At 38.5% G+C, this 15,567-nt stretch carries 15 protein-coding genes; 4 read left to right on the plus strand and 11 right to left on the minus strand.

What is annotated here, in order from left to right; genetic code table 11:
• Positions 1 to 53: 53 nt before the first annotated feature.
• The gene (locus AS180_RS04295; protein ID WP_139109149.1) at positions 54 to 338 is read right to left on the minus strand and encodes a hypothetical protein; all 285 of its coding nucleotides are present in this window, start codon (positions 336 to 338) and stop codon (positions 54 to 56) included.
• A 215-nt stretch (positions 339 to 553) separates the two neighbouring features.
• Between AS180_RS04295 and AS180_RS04300 the strand changes: the two genes are divergently transcribed.
• Positions 554 to 1,432, plus strand: a complete 879-nt coding sequence (locus tag AS180_RS04300) for a PhzF family phenazine biosynthesis protein (protein ID WP_061785235.1) — start codon at positions 554 to 556, stop codon at positions 1,430 to 1,432.
• Between the two features lie 230 nt (positions 1,433 to 1,662).
• Here the strand turns inward: AS180_RS04300 and AS180_RS04305 are convergent, their stop codons facing one another.
• Positions 1,663 to 1,941, minus strand: a complete 279-nt coding sequence (locus AS180_RS04305; protein ID WP_226372925.1) for a hypothetical protein — start codon at positions 1,939 to 1,941, stop codon at positions 1,663 to 1,665.
• A 110-nt stretch (positions 1,942 to 2,051) separates the two neighbouring features.
• On the minus strand, positions 2,052 to 3,104 hold the full coding sequence (locus AS180_RS04310) for a C45 family autoproteolytic acyltransferase/hydolase (RefSeq protein ID WP_061785796.1): 1,053 nt from the start codon (positions 3,102 to 3,104) through the stop codon (positions 2,052 to 2,054).
• Between the two features lie 147 nt (positions 3,105 to 3,251).
• Here AS180_RS04310 and AS180_RS04315 point away from each other — a divergent pair, with 147 nt between their 5' ends.
• Positions 3,252 to 5,108 carry a terpene cyclase/mutase family protein gene (locus AS180_RS04315; RefSeq protein WP_062686487.1) on the plus strand — a complete coding sequence of 619 codons (1,857 nt, stop codon included), beginning with the start codon at positions 3,252 to 3,254 and terminating at the stop codon, positions 5,106 to 5,108.
• Positions 5,109 to 5,155: 47 nt separating this feature from the next.
• Here the strand turns inward: AS180_RS04315 and AS180_RS22210 are convergent, their stop codons facing one another.
• The 4 genes from AS180_RS22210 to AS180_RS04330 all read right to left on the minus strand — a co-directional run bounded on the left by AS180_RS22210 (position 5,156) and on the right by AS180_RS04330 (position 7,614).
• On the minus strand, positions 5,156 to 5,317 hold the full coding sequence (locus AS180_RS22210; protein ID WP_156413439.1) for a hypothetical protein: 162 nt from the start codon (positions 5,315 to 5,317) through the stop codon (positions 5,156 to 5,158).
• 134 nt (positions 5,318 to 5,451) lie between these two features.
• Positions 5,452 to 6,237 carry an ABC transporter ATP-binding protein gene (locus tag AS180_RS04320; protein ID WP_025910517.1) on the minus strand — a complete coding sequence of 262 codons (786 nt, stop codon included), beginning with the start codon at positions 6,235 to 6,237 and terminating at the stop codon, positions 5,452 to 5,454.
• A gap of 1 nt (position 6,238) precedes the next feature.
• Positions 6,239 to 6,763, minus strand: coding sequence for a GNAT family N-acetyltransferase (locus AS180_RS04325; RefSeq protein ID WP_025910518.1), 525 nt, complete (start codon positions 6,761 to 6,763; stop codon positions 6,239 to 6,241).
• Between the two features lie 20 nt (positions 6,764 to 6,783).
• Positions 6,784 to 7,614 (minus strand): AraC family transcriptional regulator, encoded by an 831-nt coding sequence (locus AS180_RS04330; RefSeq protein ID WP_025910519.1) that lies wholly within the window; start codon positions 7,612 to 7,614, stop codon positions 6,784 to 6,786.
• 133 nt (positions 7,615 to 7,747) lie between these two features.
• Between AS180_RS04330 and AS180_RS04335 the strand changes: the two genes are divergently transcribed.
• Together AS180_RS04335 and AS180_RS04340 are read left to right on the plus strand one after the other, a co-directional pair.
• A complete protein-coding gene (locus AS180_RS04335) occupies positions 7,748 to 10,855 on the plus strand; it encodes a beta-galactosidase, LacZ type (RefSeq protein WP_025910520.1) in 3,108 nt (1,035 codons plus the stop codon).
• Between the two features lie 346 nt (positions 10,856 to 11,201).
• A complete protein-coding gene (locus tag AS180_RS04340; RefSeq protein WP_025910521.1) occupies positions 11,202 to 11,585 on the plus strand; it encodes an SET domain-containing protein in 384 nt (127 codons plus the stop codon).
• A 34-nt stretch (positions 11,586 to 11,619) separates the two neighbouring features.
• Here the strand turns inward: AS180_RS04340 and AS180_RS04345 are convergent, their stop codons facing one another.
• From AS180_RS04345 to AS180_RS04360, 4 genes are all read right to left on the minus strand, one after another.
• Entirely contained in the window at positions 11,620 to 12,009 is a 390-nt protein-coding gene (locus AS180_RS04345) for a sporulation protein (protein ID WP_025910522.1), read from the minus strand.
• A gap of 246 nt (positions 12,010 to 12,255) precedes the next feature.
• Positions 12,256 to 14,172 (minus strand): vWA domain-containing protein, encoded by a 1,917-nt coding sequence (locus AS180_RS04350; RefSeq protein ID WP_062686488.1) that lies wholly within the window; start codon positions 14,170 to 14,172, stop codon positions 12,256 to 12,258.
• An 11-nt stretch (positions 14,173 to 14,183) separates the two neighbouring features.
• Positions 14,184 to 15,071 carry an ATP-binding protein gene (locus tag AS180_RS04355; protein WP_025910524.1) on the minus strand — a complete coding sequence of 296 codons (888 nt, stop codon included), beginning with the start codon at positions 15,069 to 15,071 and terminating at the stop codon, positions 14,184 to 14,186.
• 96 nt (positions 15,072 to 15,167) lie between these two features.
• Positions 15,168 to 15,398 carry a DUF2187 family protein gene (locus AS180_RS04360; RefSeq protein ID WP_025910525.1) on the minus strand — a complete coding sequence of 77 codons (231 nt, stop codon included), beginning with the start codon at positions 15,396 to 15,398 and terminating at the stop codon, positions 15,168 to 15,170.
• Between the last annotated feature and the right edge of the window lie 169 nt (positions 15,399 to 15,567).

A 15,567-nucleotide genomic window follows, 5' to 3' on the forward strand; every position in this document is an offset into this window, starting at 1 on the left:
CATTCCTTTATTCTCTATTAGTCATTAGTTGATGAAGATGGTGCTTCACCACTTTATTCTTTAATTCGTTTATCGATTGCTTCCTTTGTTTGCTTACGAACCTGATCTTTTCGCTCATACTCGTTTTGGTAATAATCTTTAACCGTTTGATAGCGCTCTTTAATGAGGTCACGATAAACTTCGGCTTCTTTTTTATTTTTAAACTTATTTTCTTGTTCTAAAAAGCGACCAGCCTTTTGCATCCTTAAATCTGTATATAATAACCTTGTTGATACACCATTGACCGCAAACAGGGCTTGACTAAAGATTTTATTGCTTGTAAACATGGCTTGCTGCAAATTTCCCGACTCCCACTGAGCCCATTCCCATGCTAAGCGCAGCTACTACGTTTTTCATGCTTTCGCGTCCCCCTTCATACTATATCATCCATATGGTAACATAAAACAGCTCTCCGAAATCCATTTTTTGTATAATGAAAATTCGAGCTACTGCTTTATCTACTGCCTTCGAAGTCAATTAAACTATGATATGCTAGAGAAAGGAAGGTGACTATATGAAACAAATTAAAGTTAATCAATACGATGCGTTTAGTAGAAAACCACATAAGGGAAACCCTGCAGGAGTTGTTTTTAAAGCTGACTCACTAACAGATCATGAGATGCAGCTCATTGCAACAAAAGCAAAATTTAGTGAAACAGCTTTTATTTTACCATCTTCATCCGCAGAATTACATATCCGCTACTTTACTCCTGGACAGGAAGTTGATTTATGTGGACATGCCACCATTGCGTCGCTTTATGCACTCTATACGAATAACATGCTCTCAAAAAAACTAACGATTGAAACCAAAGCTGGCATTTTACCAATTAAAATAGAAGATAACGACCAGGTACTCATTACAATGAATCAAGCAAAGCCTAGCTTTCACCCTTTTAATGGCTCAAAAGATGAATTAGCAAGTGCTCTTGGAATTACAGTACATGACTTTTCTTCAGATTTACCCATTGTTTACGGAAGCACGGGAAGTTGGACTTTAATTGTGCCATTAAAATCGCTGACTGCTTGTCAAAAAATACAGCCTTTATCGGAAAGATTCCCGCAACTACTAACAGATTTTCCGAGAGCTTCTATTCATCCTTTTTGCTTTGAAACCGTTCATAAAGATGCACATATGCACGGGCGCCACTTCTCTTCTCCTTATTCAGGGATAGTAGAAGACCCGGTAACAGGAACTGCTTCAGGCGTGATGGGCGCTTACTACGCAACCTATGTTCACGACTCAGCCTTCAGCAGCATGAATCTACTTGTTGAACAAGGGTTGGAAATAGAGAGGGATGGATTGGTGTATGTTAAAGTGGAAAACTCTCGTGATTTGTGCATTTCAATTGCTGGTGAAGCTGTCTATGCAGAAACAAAAACTATTTTAATTTAATAAAACAATAAAAAGAGTTTGGGACATAACAAAATGATTGCTTCTAAAAGATGAACACTAGCTGTTCCCATCTCTTTGGTTTGTCTCAACACGTTCGTTCCACCCTGTTTCCAACATTGTTTTCACAATCAACCAAAAAACCTGAACGATTAAAAGTTATGAACTCTCAATCGTTCAGGTATAGTAGAGGCTGAACTACTTATGTCTGAGTCTCTTTCCTATGTAAAAACTTATGAGAAAACAGCTTGAACGCTCATCACCGTTACAGTTAACACAAGCACTAAATTTCCAAGAATTAACCAGGTCTTCACGCTCCCACGCTTTCCTTTAATCGCTGTAATAAGTCCAGCTACTGGGAGTAACGCCATTAGGATGACCCAAATTTTTCGAATAATTCCTGATTCTAAATAAAATCCTACTTGCACCATTGTAAATAAAACAATTGTCAGTACAAACAGTAGGCCCGGAATAAATAAGTGTACGCCTCTTGGCCTTGATGAATAGTACAAAACATCACTTTCTTTCTATATATAATTTTAGCTAACAACAACGTTATCATTTACCAAAGTTTTTGACAACTTGTCAGACAAAGTTGTTAACAAAATTTAATAAAAAATCATTAGTGCTTGGTTTCTTCAAATGGAAATTCCTCTGTTGTATGAATAATCCCTTTCAAATATGATTTATCCAAAGGTTTACCTTCTATCCATTCTTTAAATGAAAAGGTGAAAGGCTCAGCTGACCGACCAATTCCAACTGCTACTTGCAGCATATGAGGTTCATATGCAACCGTATGCAACGTTCCAGCTGAATTTTTATAGTCTTCTTTAAAGACTCCGTAGGCTGGATCATTAAAAACTTGATACGAATCTCGTATGGATAGCGCTTGGTCAATCTGGTTCCGAATATTCTCTAAACGCTCTGTTGATTCAACGAGGTGATGACGATTCTCTTCGACTAATTCATGAAAATGATTTGTACAAGCCATCGTAGCTCCTCTCAATACGCGCACTCCTCTACCTGATGCCTCCACAACAGCTGCATTCCCACTTCGATCATAAAGTGAATAGTTAAATGCATGCCTGTGGGGTGCTCTCTCTAAAACAGCTATCGCTTCTTCCGTTGTTTCGCATGATTCCAAAATAAAACGAGCTAACGTGCAGCAAATGAAGCCACCTGTCTGCCTGCGACGATTGACAAAATGGTAGCCGACTACAAGGCCTTTTTCGTTCATACCATCCATACGACCAATCATTCTAGTTCCAAATCCTACGCTAGCAAAGCCTTGGTCGGGTTGAAAGAGTAAAAACCTTCCTTCATATGTTTTAGGGTGATAGTCATAGTTACGCACATACACTCCGTTTTGCATAAGAGCAGAACACCCTGTTTTATCCCAGTTTTGTTGATAGCCACTGTATTCATGAACAATATCTTCAAGCGACCATTCTAGCCCTTCACTCAATCCTTCTAACTCACTCCACAAGCCTGGTGCAAACAAATCATAATACGTTTTAGCCTGACGTTGATTAGCCTCATAGCTTCGAATCGATCGCTTTCTTCTTTTCAAATGATTCTCTTCAAGCTTTGTGCCCTTATGCAGTAACCCTTGTAGCATACCAAGGTTATAATAAGATCCTCTTCCCTGGATAATCTCTACCTTTATTTCTTTCATTCCTTTTCACCTCATTTAATCTACTATTATTTTGCAGGAAATGAACATTGCTTTGCAACTTTCAACCCTCATACAAGACGTCCAAATGGAATAAGGTTAAATAGTGAGGGTTTGGAATTAGTAAATATTAATTTGAGGTGATGACTCATGCTACAAGAAAAAACAGCAAAAGAGATCCATTATTATATACAAAAAATTCAAGGCAGACAGTCAGCTGATGGTTCATTTCAGTATTGCTTTGAAGGTGGCGTTATGACTGATTCTTTCCTAATTATGCTATTGCGAAGCATCGAACACCCAAACCAAAAGCTTGTTGAAAAGCTTACAAAACGAATTGTTTCAAAACAAAACAAAGATGGCGTTTGGACTTTACACGATGATGAAAAGCCAAACCCCTCTGCGACTCTTCAAGCCTACGCAGCCCTTTTATATTCTGGCTTCTATACGCGTGAAGATCGCGTTCTTCGAAAAGCAGAAGCTTACCTCATTGAAACCAATGCGCTATCAAAGGCTCATTTTATGACAAAATGGATGCTCGCAGCAAACGGATTGTACGACTGGCCTTCGTTATTTTATTTACCGCTTTCGTTTCTAGTCGTTCCGCCTAACGCTCCACTTAGCTTTTATAATTTAAGCGCTTATGCACGCATTCATTTTATTCCAATGATGATCGTTGCCAATAAAAAATTTTCAGTGACATCTAAGCATACCCCTTCTCTCAGCCATTTACTCACAAGGTCAGAGGAACTGGATATGCAACGAAATGTTCGAGCATCACCATTTCTTAAGCAAGTGAAACATTTGACATCCCTTCCATCTTATATTCATCGACTTGGGTATCAAGCAGCTGAGCGCTACATGCTCGATCGATTAGAAGATGATGGGACGCTATACAGTTACGCTAGTGCTACATTTTTTATGATTTACGCTCTTTTAGCGCTTGGATATAAGCGTAATTCTCCAATTGTTCAACGGGCCGTTGAGGGAATTTGCGGATTAGCTAGTGAATGCTCCACTTATACACATATTGAAAATTCTACGTCAACCGTATGGGATACAGCTCTTTTAACTTATGCACTTCAAGAAGCCGGCCTATCTTGGAAAGACCCCATGATAAGAAAAGCGACTTCCTATTTACAGCAAAAACAACATTCTCGCTTTGGAGATTGGCGTGTTCACAACCCAGGTATTCAACCAGGTGGATGGGGATTTTCACATAACAACACCATCAACCCTGATTTAGATGATACTTCAGCTGCAATTCGTGCACTAACAAGTCGAGCCTCAGACGATCCTTCCTATTTCCATTCGTGGCAAAAAGGAATCAACTGGCTGTTATCGATGCAAAATCGAGACGGTGGGTTCGCTGCCTTTGAAAAAAACACTGATAGCACATTGTTTACGTATCTACCCCTTGAAAATGCGGAAGATGCGGCTACAGATCCCGCAACTGCGGATTTAACGGGCCGAGTACTAGAATGCCTTGGGTCATTTGGAGGCATGAACAAAAATCACCCAAAAATTCAAGCAGCCGTTGATTGGTTATTTGACAATCAAGAAGAGAATGGCAGCTGGTATGGTCGATGGGGAGTTTGCTATATATACGGTACATGGGCAGCCGTTACGGGCCTTTTAGCAGTAGGTGTTTCAAAACACGATAAGCAGATTGTAAAAGCAATTAACTGGCTTAAGAGCATCCAGCGTTCAGATGGCGGCTGGGGAGAATCATGCTCTAGTGCGAAATACAAGCGCTATATACCATTATCGTTTAGTACACCTTCTCAAACGGCTTGGGCTATAGATGCACTACTAAGCGTCTGTCCAAAAACAAACCAAGAAATAATAGATGGTGTTTCCTTTTTACTTAATCGCTCAGAACAAACTATACAGCAACGGAACTATCCGACCGGTATAGGACTTCCCGGGCAATTTTATATTAACTATCACAGCTATAATGACCTTTTTCCATTATTAGCTCTTTCTCATTATCAAGCAAAGGCTTAAAAAAGAGTTTGGGACATAACAAAATGATTGCTTCTAAGAGACGAACACTAGCTGTTCCAATCTTTTTGGTTTGTCTGAACACGTTCGTTCCATTGCGCTACGGCCACTCGCTTTCCGCGGGGAGGAACCTGAGCTTCCTCGCTGCGCTGCGGGATCTCCGTTTTCCCTCTCTTTCCCGCAGGAGTCGAGTGTCCTATGCTCCATTCCACCCTGTTTCCAACATTGTTTTCACAATCAACAAAAAATCTGAACGATTAAAAGTGAGAAACTCTCAATCGTTCAGGTTTATCATTGGCTGAATTACTTATGTCCCAGCCTCTTTTCATTTGAAAATTCTATATTTTCAATAGGTAACTTTTTCTTTTAGCGATAGCCATGTACGGTCTTTTATTTTTTGAACTAATACTTCCTGTTCAAAGAACGCAGAAAGCCGATCCTCCGTTAACAAATCAGCTGTTTTGCCAGCCGAAAACACTCGTCCTTCTTTCATTAGCATAGTATGGGTAAAGCAGGATAAGATTTCCTCTACATGATGCGTCACATAAATAAGAGTTGGACCATCTGGTTCTATCGCAATCTGCTGGATTAACAATAGTAATTGCTCTTTAGCTAAAAGGTCTAAACCTGTACACGGCTCATCTAGAATAAGAAGCTTTGGAGACGCCATCAATGCGCGTGCAATTAACACTCGTTGACGCTCACCTTGAGATAAGGTGCGATATAGTTGATTTGCAAAGTGCTGGCACTTAAGCTGCTTGAGCAGTTGGTTTGCACGTTTTATCTCTTCTTGAGTTACGCTTTCATACAATCCAATTGAAGCAAACTTACCGCTTAAAACAATCGTGATTGCCGTTTCATCCTCAGGAAATCTCTGTTGTAACGACGAACTGACCCAGCCAATTTCTTTGCGCATTTCTGGCAAATTAGTTGCACCAAACGTATGATTTAAAATCGTTGCTTCTCCTTTAGTTGGCCATATGTATCCATTTATAACGTTTAAGAGCGTTGTTTTGCCACAGCCATTTAAGCCTAGTAAACACCAATGCTCGTTTTGATTGATTTCCCACGATATGTCGTTTAGCAGCAATTTGTTTTCGCGTATAAGTGAAATATTTGTTAATTCTACAATATTAGTCAACTGACACCCCTCCAGCTTGAATTGAATAAACATCAATAGGTTTATCCCACTTTATAATCTGCTTTTCTTTTTTCATTCCTATTTTTACCACTACTTTTCGCGATGCGTGATGCTCTGGATCAATTAAAGCTGTAATCCTCGTTAACCCAAGGTTTTGAAACCCGTGGTTAATACAACTTTGAGCCGCTTCGGTTGCATAGCCTTTCCCCCAAAAATCTTGAAGAAATAAATACCCTAACTCTACTTCTATGGTGCCATCAACCTTTTGCAACAACAAGCCACACTGCCCGATAATTTGTTTTCCCCCCTTTTTTTCTACGGTCCACAAACTAAAGCCGTAGGACATATCATGATTTTGGACAGATTGAATCCACAGCTTGGTTTCATCCATGCTTTTTGTATGAAGATAGAATTTCATCGCTTTTGGATCATTAAATATTTGAAACAGCGCTTGATCATCAGACGCTTTCATCTTTCTTAAAATTAACCGCTCTGTTTCTATTATAGCAAGATTCATCGCTCGACTCCTTTTTAAGTTTATGATGATAAATACAGTTTGCGAAATGCCTTAGGGGTTAATTTTTCATATTTCTTAAACTGCTTAATAAAATAGCTGACATTTTCATATCCAACAAATGCTGCAACTTCTGAGACAGACATTTGGCTATGTTTAATTAAGAGCTCCTTCGCTTTTTGAATGCGCACTCGCGTAACGTATTCGATTGGTCTTAAACCAAAAGCTTGCTGAAATAAAAGGCACGTATACTGAGGCGTTACGTTTAAAGAGTGAGCAATAGCATCTAGGGTTACAACACTAGCATACGAACCTTCAATATAATCAATGGCAGGCTGAAGCTGCGCGTGGTGCTCATGTCTCGTTTTTCTTTCAGACAGCAAGCAGTCATTTTGTAAATGAAGTAAAAAGCTATAAATTAACTCAGAAGCCTTTAAGCTACTTGATGATCCTTTGCTTTCGAACGCTGTAATCATATCATTTAGCTTTTGCAAAAGCGTTTCAGCATACGTTACCTTAACCTTTGTTGAGTTTAGCAAGCCAAATGTTCGAAGAGTTTCATTGATTTGTGCTCCATTAAACGAAACCCACCATACTTCCCACTGTTCACTTAAAGGATAATATTCATGCGGAACATGAGGAGTTAGAAAAAAACCTTCATTCTGTTCAATTGTATACGCTTCGTTATTCACACAAAGCTTCCCCTTCCCACTCATACACTGAATCCACTGAAAGTCTGGAAACTCGTGTTCACGTGCGATATGAACTTGATGTTTCCAGTACCCTACGCTTGAGACATAAAAGGGTAGGCTAATATCTAACTCTGTTAGTGTTGGAAAAATTGCTTTATCCATTTAACTCCCTCTCCTGCTCATCATTCTTCATATGAATTTTGTTATATGTTTTTAAAATTGTCTGATTGATTCGCTTTTTAGTAAGCGTTATCATATTCATATACCATTATAAATGAATAAGGGATGGATGAACATGTTAAAAACAATTAAAAAATTCAGCTATACTCCACCAGCAAACGGGTTTCCTGAATGGAATAACAATCCTGAAATTTTCCAATTAAATCGCTTACCAGCTCATGCAAATACGACAATTTATCAAACGCCAGAACAAGCCTTACACTCTAATACCTCATCTTCTTACTATCAGTCTTTGAATGGAGATTGGAAGTTTCAGTGGGTACCGCGCCCTGATGAACGCATTATGGATTTCTATCGCAAAGATTTTGATCATAGCGCGTGGGAATCCATTTCGGTCCCTTCCCACTGGCAGCTTCAAGGAGACGATTACCCACAATATACAAACGTGACGTATCCTTGGATACATCATGATGATATTAAAGCACCTTTTGCACCAACTAACTATAATCCTGTAGGACAATACACGCGCACTTTTACAGTAGATAAAAGTTGGAACAATCAGCCTATCTATCTTAGTTTTCAAGGAGTAGAATCCGCTTTTTATGTATGGGTAAACGGTGAACTAGTCGGATACAGTGAAGATAGCTTTACGCCTGCTGAGTTTGATTTAACTCCTTATATTCAAGAAGGTGAAAATAAACTAGCTGTAGAGGTATATCGTTGGAGCGATGCTAGTTGGCTTGAAGATCAAGATTTTTGGCGAATGAGCGGAATTTTTAGAGACGTTTATCTATACTCTACTCCTCCAGTTCATATTTTTGACTTTACCGTCCGCGCACAGCTAGATGACAAATATGTGAACGGAAAGCTAACGATTTCTGCTGATATTACGAATTATATCGAACAAATTGCTGAAAACGTAACGCTTGAAGCCATGCTTTATGATGCTGAGCTTAAAGAAATGCTGAATCAGCCATTGCAAACATCTCTTTCAGTACATGAACAAGAGACTGCTTTGCTTGAAGCAAGCATTGCCTCACCAAACAAATGGAGTGCAGAAAGCCCTTATCTCTATACGCTTGTGCTAACCTTGAAAGGTGGAGACGGAAACGTAATTGAAGCACAAAGCTGCAAGGTTGGATTTCGTACATTTGAATTAAAAGATGGATTAATGAAGATTAACGGCGAAACAATTGTTTTCAGAGGCGTAAACCGCCATGAGTTTTCTGCGACGAAAGGTAGAGCCGGCATTACAAAAGAAGATATGCTCCATGATATTTTATTAATGAAGCAGTTTAATATTAACGCAGTGCGCACCTCTCACTACCCTAATGCTTCAGGCTGGTACGAACTTTGCGATGAGTATGGCCTTTATGTAATTGACGAGACAAATCTGGAGACTCACGGGACATGGAGCTACCTGCAAGAAGGGGAACAAGATGCAATCCCGGGAAGTAAGCCTGAATGGAAAGAAAATGTTTTAGATCGCTGTCGCTCTATGTACGAACGTGACAAAAACCACTCTTCTATTGTCATTTGGTCACTTGGAAACGAATCGTTTGGTGGGGAAAATTTCAAGCATATGTATGATTTCTTCAAGCAAAAAGATGATACGCGCCTCGTACATTATGAAGGAATATTCCATCACCGAGATTACGATGCATCTGATATCGAAAGCACGATGTACATTAAGCCGGCCGACATTGAAAAATATGCGCTGATGAACCCTAAAAAGCCTTATCTTCTCTGTGAATATAGCCATGCAATGGGGAATTCGTGCGGTAACTTAGCTGATTATTGGAATATTATTAATCAATACCCTATCTTACAAGGCGGCTTCATTTGGGATTGGCGAGACCAAGCTCTTGAAACAACAACAAAAGAAGGAATTACTTATTTAGCATACGGTGGTGACTTTGGAGAAAGTCCACATGATGGCAATTTTAGCGGTAACGGACTTTTATTTGCTAATGGTGACGTGACGCCAAAGCTGTATGAAGTTAAAAAATGCTATGAAGCTGTATCATGGAAGGCTACTGATCTTAGACAAAAAACCTTTACTGTCCAAAATGATTACTTGTTTACAAATTTAAAAGAGTATGAATTTACGCTTACAGTGACAAAAAATGGTGAAGACATTTATAACTATTCGTTTATAGTAGATGTAAAACCTCAAACAACAAAAGAGATTCAATTACCGTTGGATGATTATAAAAAATCCCAAAACGATGATGAATTTATTGCTACTCTATCAATGAAATTAAAAAGCCAGACCAAGTGGGCTGACAAAGGTCATGAAGTAGCATTTGAACAGTTTATTCTACCGGCACAAGTTGCTTCACAACCTGCAGCTGAGACAAAAGCGCGACGTGCTATAAAAGATACAAGCCAAGAAATTACGATTAAAGCTGACTCTGCTACCCTTACATTTAACAAAGAATCTGGGTTGTTAACTTCTTATTTATGTAAAGATACCGAATTATTGCTAGATGGATTGCAGCCAAACTTTTGGAGAGCAGTAACGGATAACGATCTGGGTAACAAACTTCAAGAGCGCTGCCAAGTTTGGAGAGAAGCAAGCCTTAACAGAGAGTTGGAATCGTTCAGTGTACAAGAACAGCAAAACCATATAGCTATTACCACACGCTTTTGCTTTCGTGCGCTTGAAAATACAACCTGTGAAATTGTGTATAAAGTAGATAACAGCGGACAGGTTGCCATTCGTCAAACTCTCGTTCCGAGCAAGACGCTGCCTGAAATTCCTGAATTCGGCTTACGCTTTACTATGCCAAAAGAATTTAACCAGCTCTCTTGGTACGGAAGAGGACCTCATGAAAATCATTGGGATCGCAACACAGGAGCAAAGGTTGGTTATTATACAAGTGATGTAAAGTCACAGGTAACACCTTATTTACGTCCACAGGAATGCGGGAATAAAACGGACGTTCGTTCAGCACGCGTTCTCAATGAAAACAGCGTTGGTTTCTCAATTAAGGGTACACCAACCATTGAATTAAGTGCATTACCGCACACTCCGTTTGAACTTGAAAGCTATGATCATCATTACAAGCTGCCTGTTAGTGATAAAACGTCCATTCGCATTAACTATAAGCAAATGGGTGTAGGCGGTGACGATAGCTGGGGAGCAAAAACGCATCCACAGTATACGCTATACGCTAACCGTTCATATGTGCATGAATTTATGCTGAAACCAATGGTTTAATTACCTAAAAGGTCTGGGCCATACGTATGTTAGCTAACGAGATATCCAAACTGTTGAAAGTTAAACACTTTTGATCGTTTGGATGTCTTTTATTAGTTCCAAAAACAAGTTAAAAACTATTGGAATGAAGCACTAGCAGAAAGCCTGAGACCTCGCAACGCAAGCGAGAAGGCTCAGGTTCCTCCCTGCGGAAAGCGAGTATCTGCAGCGCAATGGAACAAACCATACTTAACTCCTGCTTCTATTCATGCCAACTTATTTTTAAAATATGGTTGATTTCTACTTGATTACCTGGCAAGCTTAAGGAGGAACTAAAATTTAGAAGAAAGAATAAATAGGTGAACACATGATCGAAATTAAGGCCTCAACATTAAGTGATGGTGAATTTAATCGCGGGGTATTTGCAACGCAAGATATTAAAAAAGGTGATTTAATCCACGAAGCACCTGTTATTGCTTACCCTAACGAAGAACATGAACATATTGAAAAAACGCTTTTAGCAGATTATTCATTTGAATATGGCATTAATCATTCTGCTATTTTATTAGGCTATGGGATGCTATTTAATCACTCTTATACCCCTAATGCTACTTATGAAATTAACTTTGATAAACACGTATTCGAGTTTTATGCCTATACAGACATTAAAGCTGGGGATGAAGTGTTAATTAACTATAACGGAGACGTTGACGACCAAGAACTGCTTTGGTTTGATAAGGAAGAAGAATAAAAGAACAGCCTGAGCTTTTTCTCAGGCTGTTTTCTTATTCCGTAATGGTAATCTGATCTTGGTCCTTACTTTCTACCCCTTCACTAAAAGTTAACCTTGTTTTAAACCTATACGATCGTTTATCGTTAGAAGGTAAAAGCTCTGTTGGTAAATCAAATGTAAAAGGGATTTTCTCTAGGTGTCCATTTTTAATTTTTCTTGATGTTAAAAGACTCGTTGAACCAATCATCACTTCTTCCTTACTTTGATGGTCTGTTACAATTAAGTCACACTCAATGCGCGTAATTTCCTGCTCAACAATTCCACCTTTTAAATGAAACTCCCCTTTGACAGACTCATCTTTGCAATACTGATCTTTTGATAAAATTAAATCAATCTGAGCTGAACCTACACCTAACAGGGACATATATTTTCGTAAAATCATGTTATTTTCTCCTCTACTGTCTATATTAAATGAAAAAAACCTCTACCAATGTGGTAAAGGCTTTAAACATAAATACAGACCTTTACCGTATGGGTAAAGGTCTTGCTAACAACCGTTCGTTGCCAATAAAGCCGAGAGCAACTGCTCTGAAATGACGACTTTATTGTAAAAGCTACTCCCCTCTAGGAGAACATTTTTCATTTATAAGCTTATATTAGTGGATAATCTGCATTTCTGTCAATATCCTTAAATACTTTTATGAAGTAATTTTTTCAGAAGCGGAAATAAAACATCTGGCAACTCTTTAATATCTGGTACTAGGATGCTATATTTCCCATACATATTTTGAATTGTTTTTCGCTGTCCCTCATCAATTTCACCGTTTGATAAAAAGACATTAATTACTTCCATTCCATGCTTTCTTGCTTCAAGCACTGCTTCATGCGTATCAACGATACCGTTTTGTTCATATCCCATCGCTGCAGGCTCTCCATCTGAAAATACGAGTAAAAATTTTTGTCTTTCCGTTCGCTTTAGCAAGCGTCTTGTCATGTGACGAATAGCAAATCCGTCGCGATTATCTTCCTCTGGCTCTAACTGCATAATTTCAGGACCGCTTTTTGGTTTAAGAGAAGATTGAAAGTCCATCACTGTTTTTAAATAGTTAGGCTGGCTTGTTTCAGTTGCATCGTTTGTATCTTCCCAAAACCCAACGATTTGATGTGGAACCCTCACTGATTTTAGCGCTTCGTGGAATAAGATAATTCCTAGCTTCGTTTCATCCATTTTGTCATACATTGATGCTGAGCAATCAACGAGTAGAGAGAAAACCGCGTCAATCTGCGGAGATTCTTGGTCTTTTTTATAAAACAAGCGAGGATTATCATCTGTCCATAGCTTTAATAACCTTTTATTTAAACGACCAAACTGAAGTTCACTTCTCGGTAACGTTTTTTTATGCTCTAACGTCTTCTCAATCATTTGTTTTAGCTTCTTTTGAAAAGATGAAATAAGCTGTTTATTTTCACCATACAAAGCAACTTCTTCGTCTGTGGGAATGGTTGGATCCACGAACACTGGAAACGCGTACTTATTATCTTTTCCATATTCATAGTCAGCTGCTCCGTCTTTTTCTGGATGCGTTTGATCCATTGCTTCCATCTGTGAGTAATCGTTTCGTGACGTTTTTTGTGAAGCACCTTGAACAATACCGAGCGCTTGATCACCATCGTCTCCTTCACGTACACCATCGCCTAGCATATCCGTTTTAGAGCCTTGATCCATATCAAATTGCAAAAAGCTTTGCGTTGCTTTACTTGTTTCACGGTGCCACATTTCCATTTTCTCTTCATGAATATCTTCATCGCCGTCTTGTTCATGCTCTAAAATATCATCATTTGCAAGTTTGGATTCACGTTTTAAATTGTCAAAAGTTAAGCCTGTCTCTAACTCTTCATAATCCAGCTCTGCCAAAAAGAAATACGTATTAAGCATGTCTTTGTCTAAAATATCATCAAACAAATCAACAAGCTCTAAGCAAATACGTGCAATATCTTTAGTAGTTTTCGCTTCATACACCTTCACTAGCTGGCTTCGAATAAATGGCATTGCCATATCAACCTCATTTGTAATGAACGGAATTTCTTCAAACGGGTTTTCCGCCGTTAATAAGAGATAGATGCCATTAAAGAGTGCATCGGTATGAACGCTTTTTATTAAATTTGCATTGAGCTGGGTAGCAAAATACTTACGGTATACGTTTCTGCGTGTGGCGAAAGCTTTCTTCGTACCAGGTCTTTCTTTCGTACATACATCTTCTAAACGTAAGTCTTCAAAAAGCATAAAGAGCTGTTTTGCAAGACTTGAGACAGATGAACGCTTCACTTTTTTCAAATACGCATTTACCTCTTGGAAATCACAGTGATAATAGCTTCCAATCGCTCTTAAAAACACGTCGCTTTTAAGGCCATACACTTTATCACTATCGGGTCGATTATCCCAGAAGTGACTTAGATAAATAATTTTCTGTAGCGGATCATAGTAAGAGGACACCCGATACTCAACTTCAATATCATCGTTTTTTGTAAGCGTTTTTGTTAAATCGGCAAGCTCCATATATAAAAATGAATCAACGTTTTTATCGTTAAATTTAATAAATCTCATAGCGCCACCCCTTATTCAAATAACGTTTCTGCAATATTTTGAATGGCTGCCTTTTCCCTTTCATCTTCTAACTTTTCAATAATCCCTCTTTTAATAGCACGCAGTGGAGGCATATATAACGCTAAATCGCATGTATCTAATAACGCGCGAATCGATGCTGCTTCTTCTGAAATATGACCGTTGCTAACCTGCGTGATTAAATCTCCTGAAAGCTGTACAAACTGGTTAATTAACTTTTCATCTTGAAGCTGTGATTGTGTTTTTAATACTTGTCGCAAGCTTTCTCCTTGAATATATGGTACATCGATAACAACAAATCGATTTTTTAATGCTTCGTTTAACGGAACCGTCCCAACATAGCCTTCATTAATTGCCGCGATTACACCAAAGGTTTCTTTTCCTTTTACGACTTCACCTGTAAATGGATTTGTAATCATTTTACGGTAGTCAAGAACACCATTTAAAATTGGTAGTGTTTCAGGCTTTGCCATATTAATTTCGTCTATATAAAGAAGCTGACCTTTCTTCATTGCGTTGATAACTGGTCCAGAAACAAACTCAATACCTTGCTTTCCATTTTTCTCAGCGATTGTTTTAAAACCTAATAACGCTTCAGCATCTAAATCAACTGAGCAGTTAACGCTGTGCATCGGTTGTGAAAACAAATAAGATAATGTTTCTGCAAGCTTTGTTTTACCAGAGCCTGTCGGACCTTTTAAAAGTACGTTTTTTCCGAGTGCTAAAGCAATAAGAGCATCTTCTAAGATGTCAGCTTCTTCTGCAGTATAGCCCCCTTTCCCAATTAAAAATTCATCTTCTGCTGTTAGCTTTTGTTTTCTTTCTTGAATACGAGTAAGTACCTCGCTTGGTAGTGCTAAATCTGTTAATTCAATTGCCATAATTCATATCCTTTCTCTCGGTTTGCTGTCTTCATTCTACAAGATTTTATTTGGGTTCTCAAAGGTTTTATGTCACGAAAAAAAGTAGGTGGATACCTACTTTTTCACAATTTTATAGTTTTTGTGATTAACGACTGTTTTCATTGATTCGCCTGTTTCAGCGTCTTTTCCAAAATCGACGATGACCGAGTTATCACGAACCACCATGACGATACCTTTGTATCCTTTAAAATCACCTTTTTTTGGCTGAATTGTGTCACCGACTTTTGCTGCTTTTACCTTCGGTGCTTGCTCTTCTGTTCCTTGTGTATTTTCTACATCCATGATGATCCCACCTTTGTATTTTATTAACTATATACACCTTTTATCTACAAAGCTTGATTTTCACCACTCGTTTGAGCTATCTTGTGACTTTTCCCGAAACTACTTTATTTCATACGTTTAAATAAAATTTTATGAGAGAAGTTTCAACGAGCGTCATTTTTAAAAATGCTAT

The sequence above is a fragment of the Priestia veravalensis genome, assembly GCF_001457055.1.
Lineage (GTDB): Bacteria > Bacillota > Bacilli > Bacillales > Bacillaceae_H > Priestia > Priestia flexa.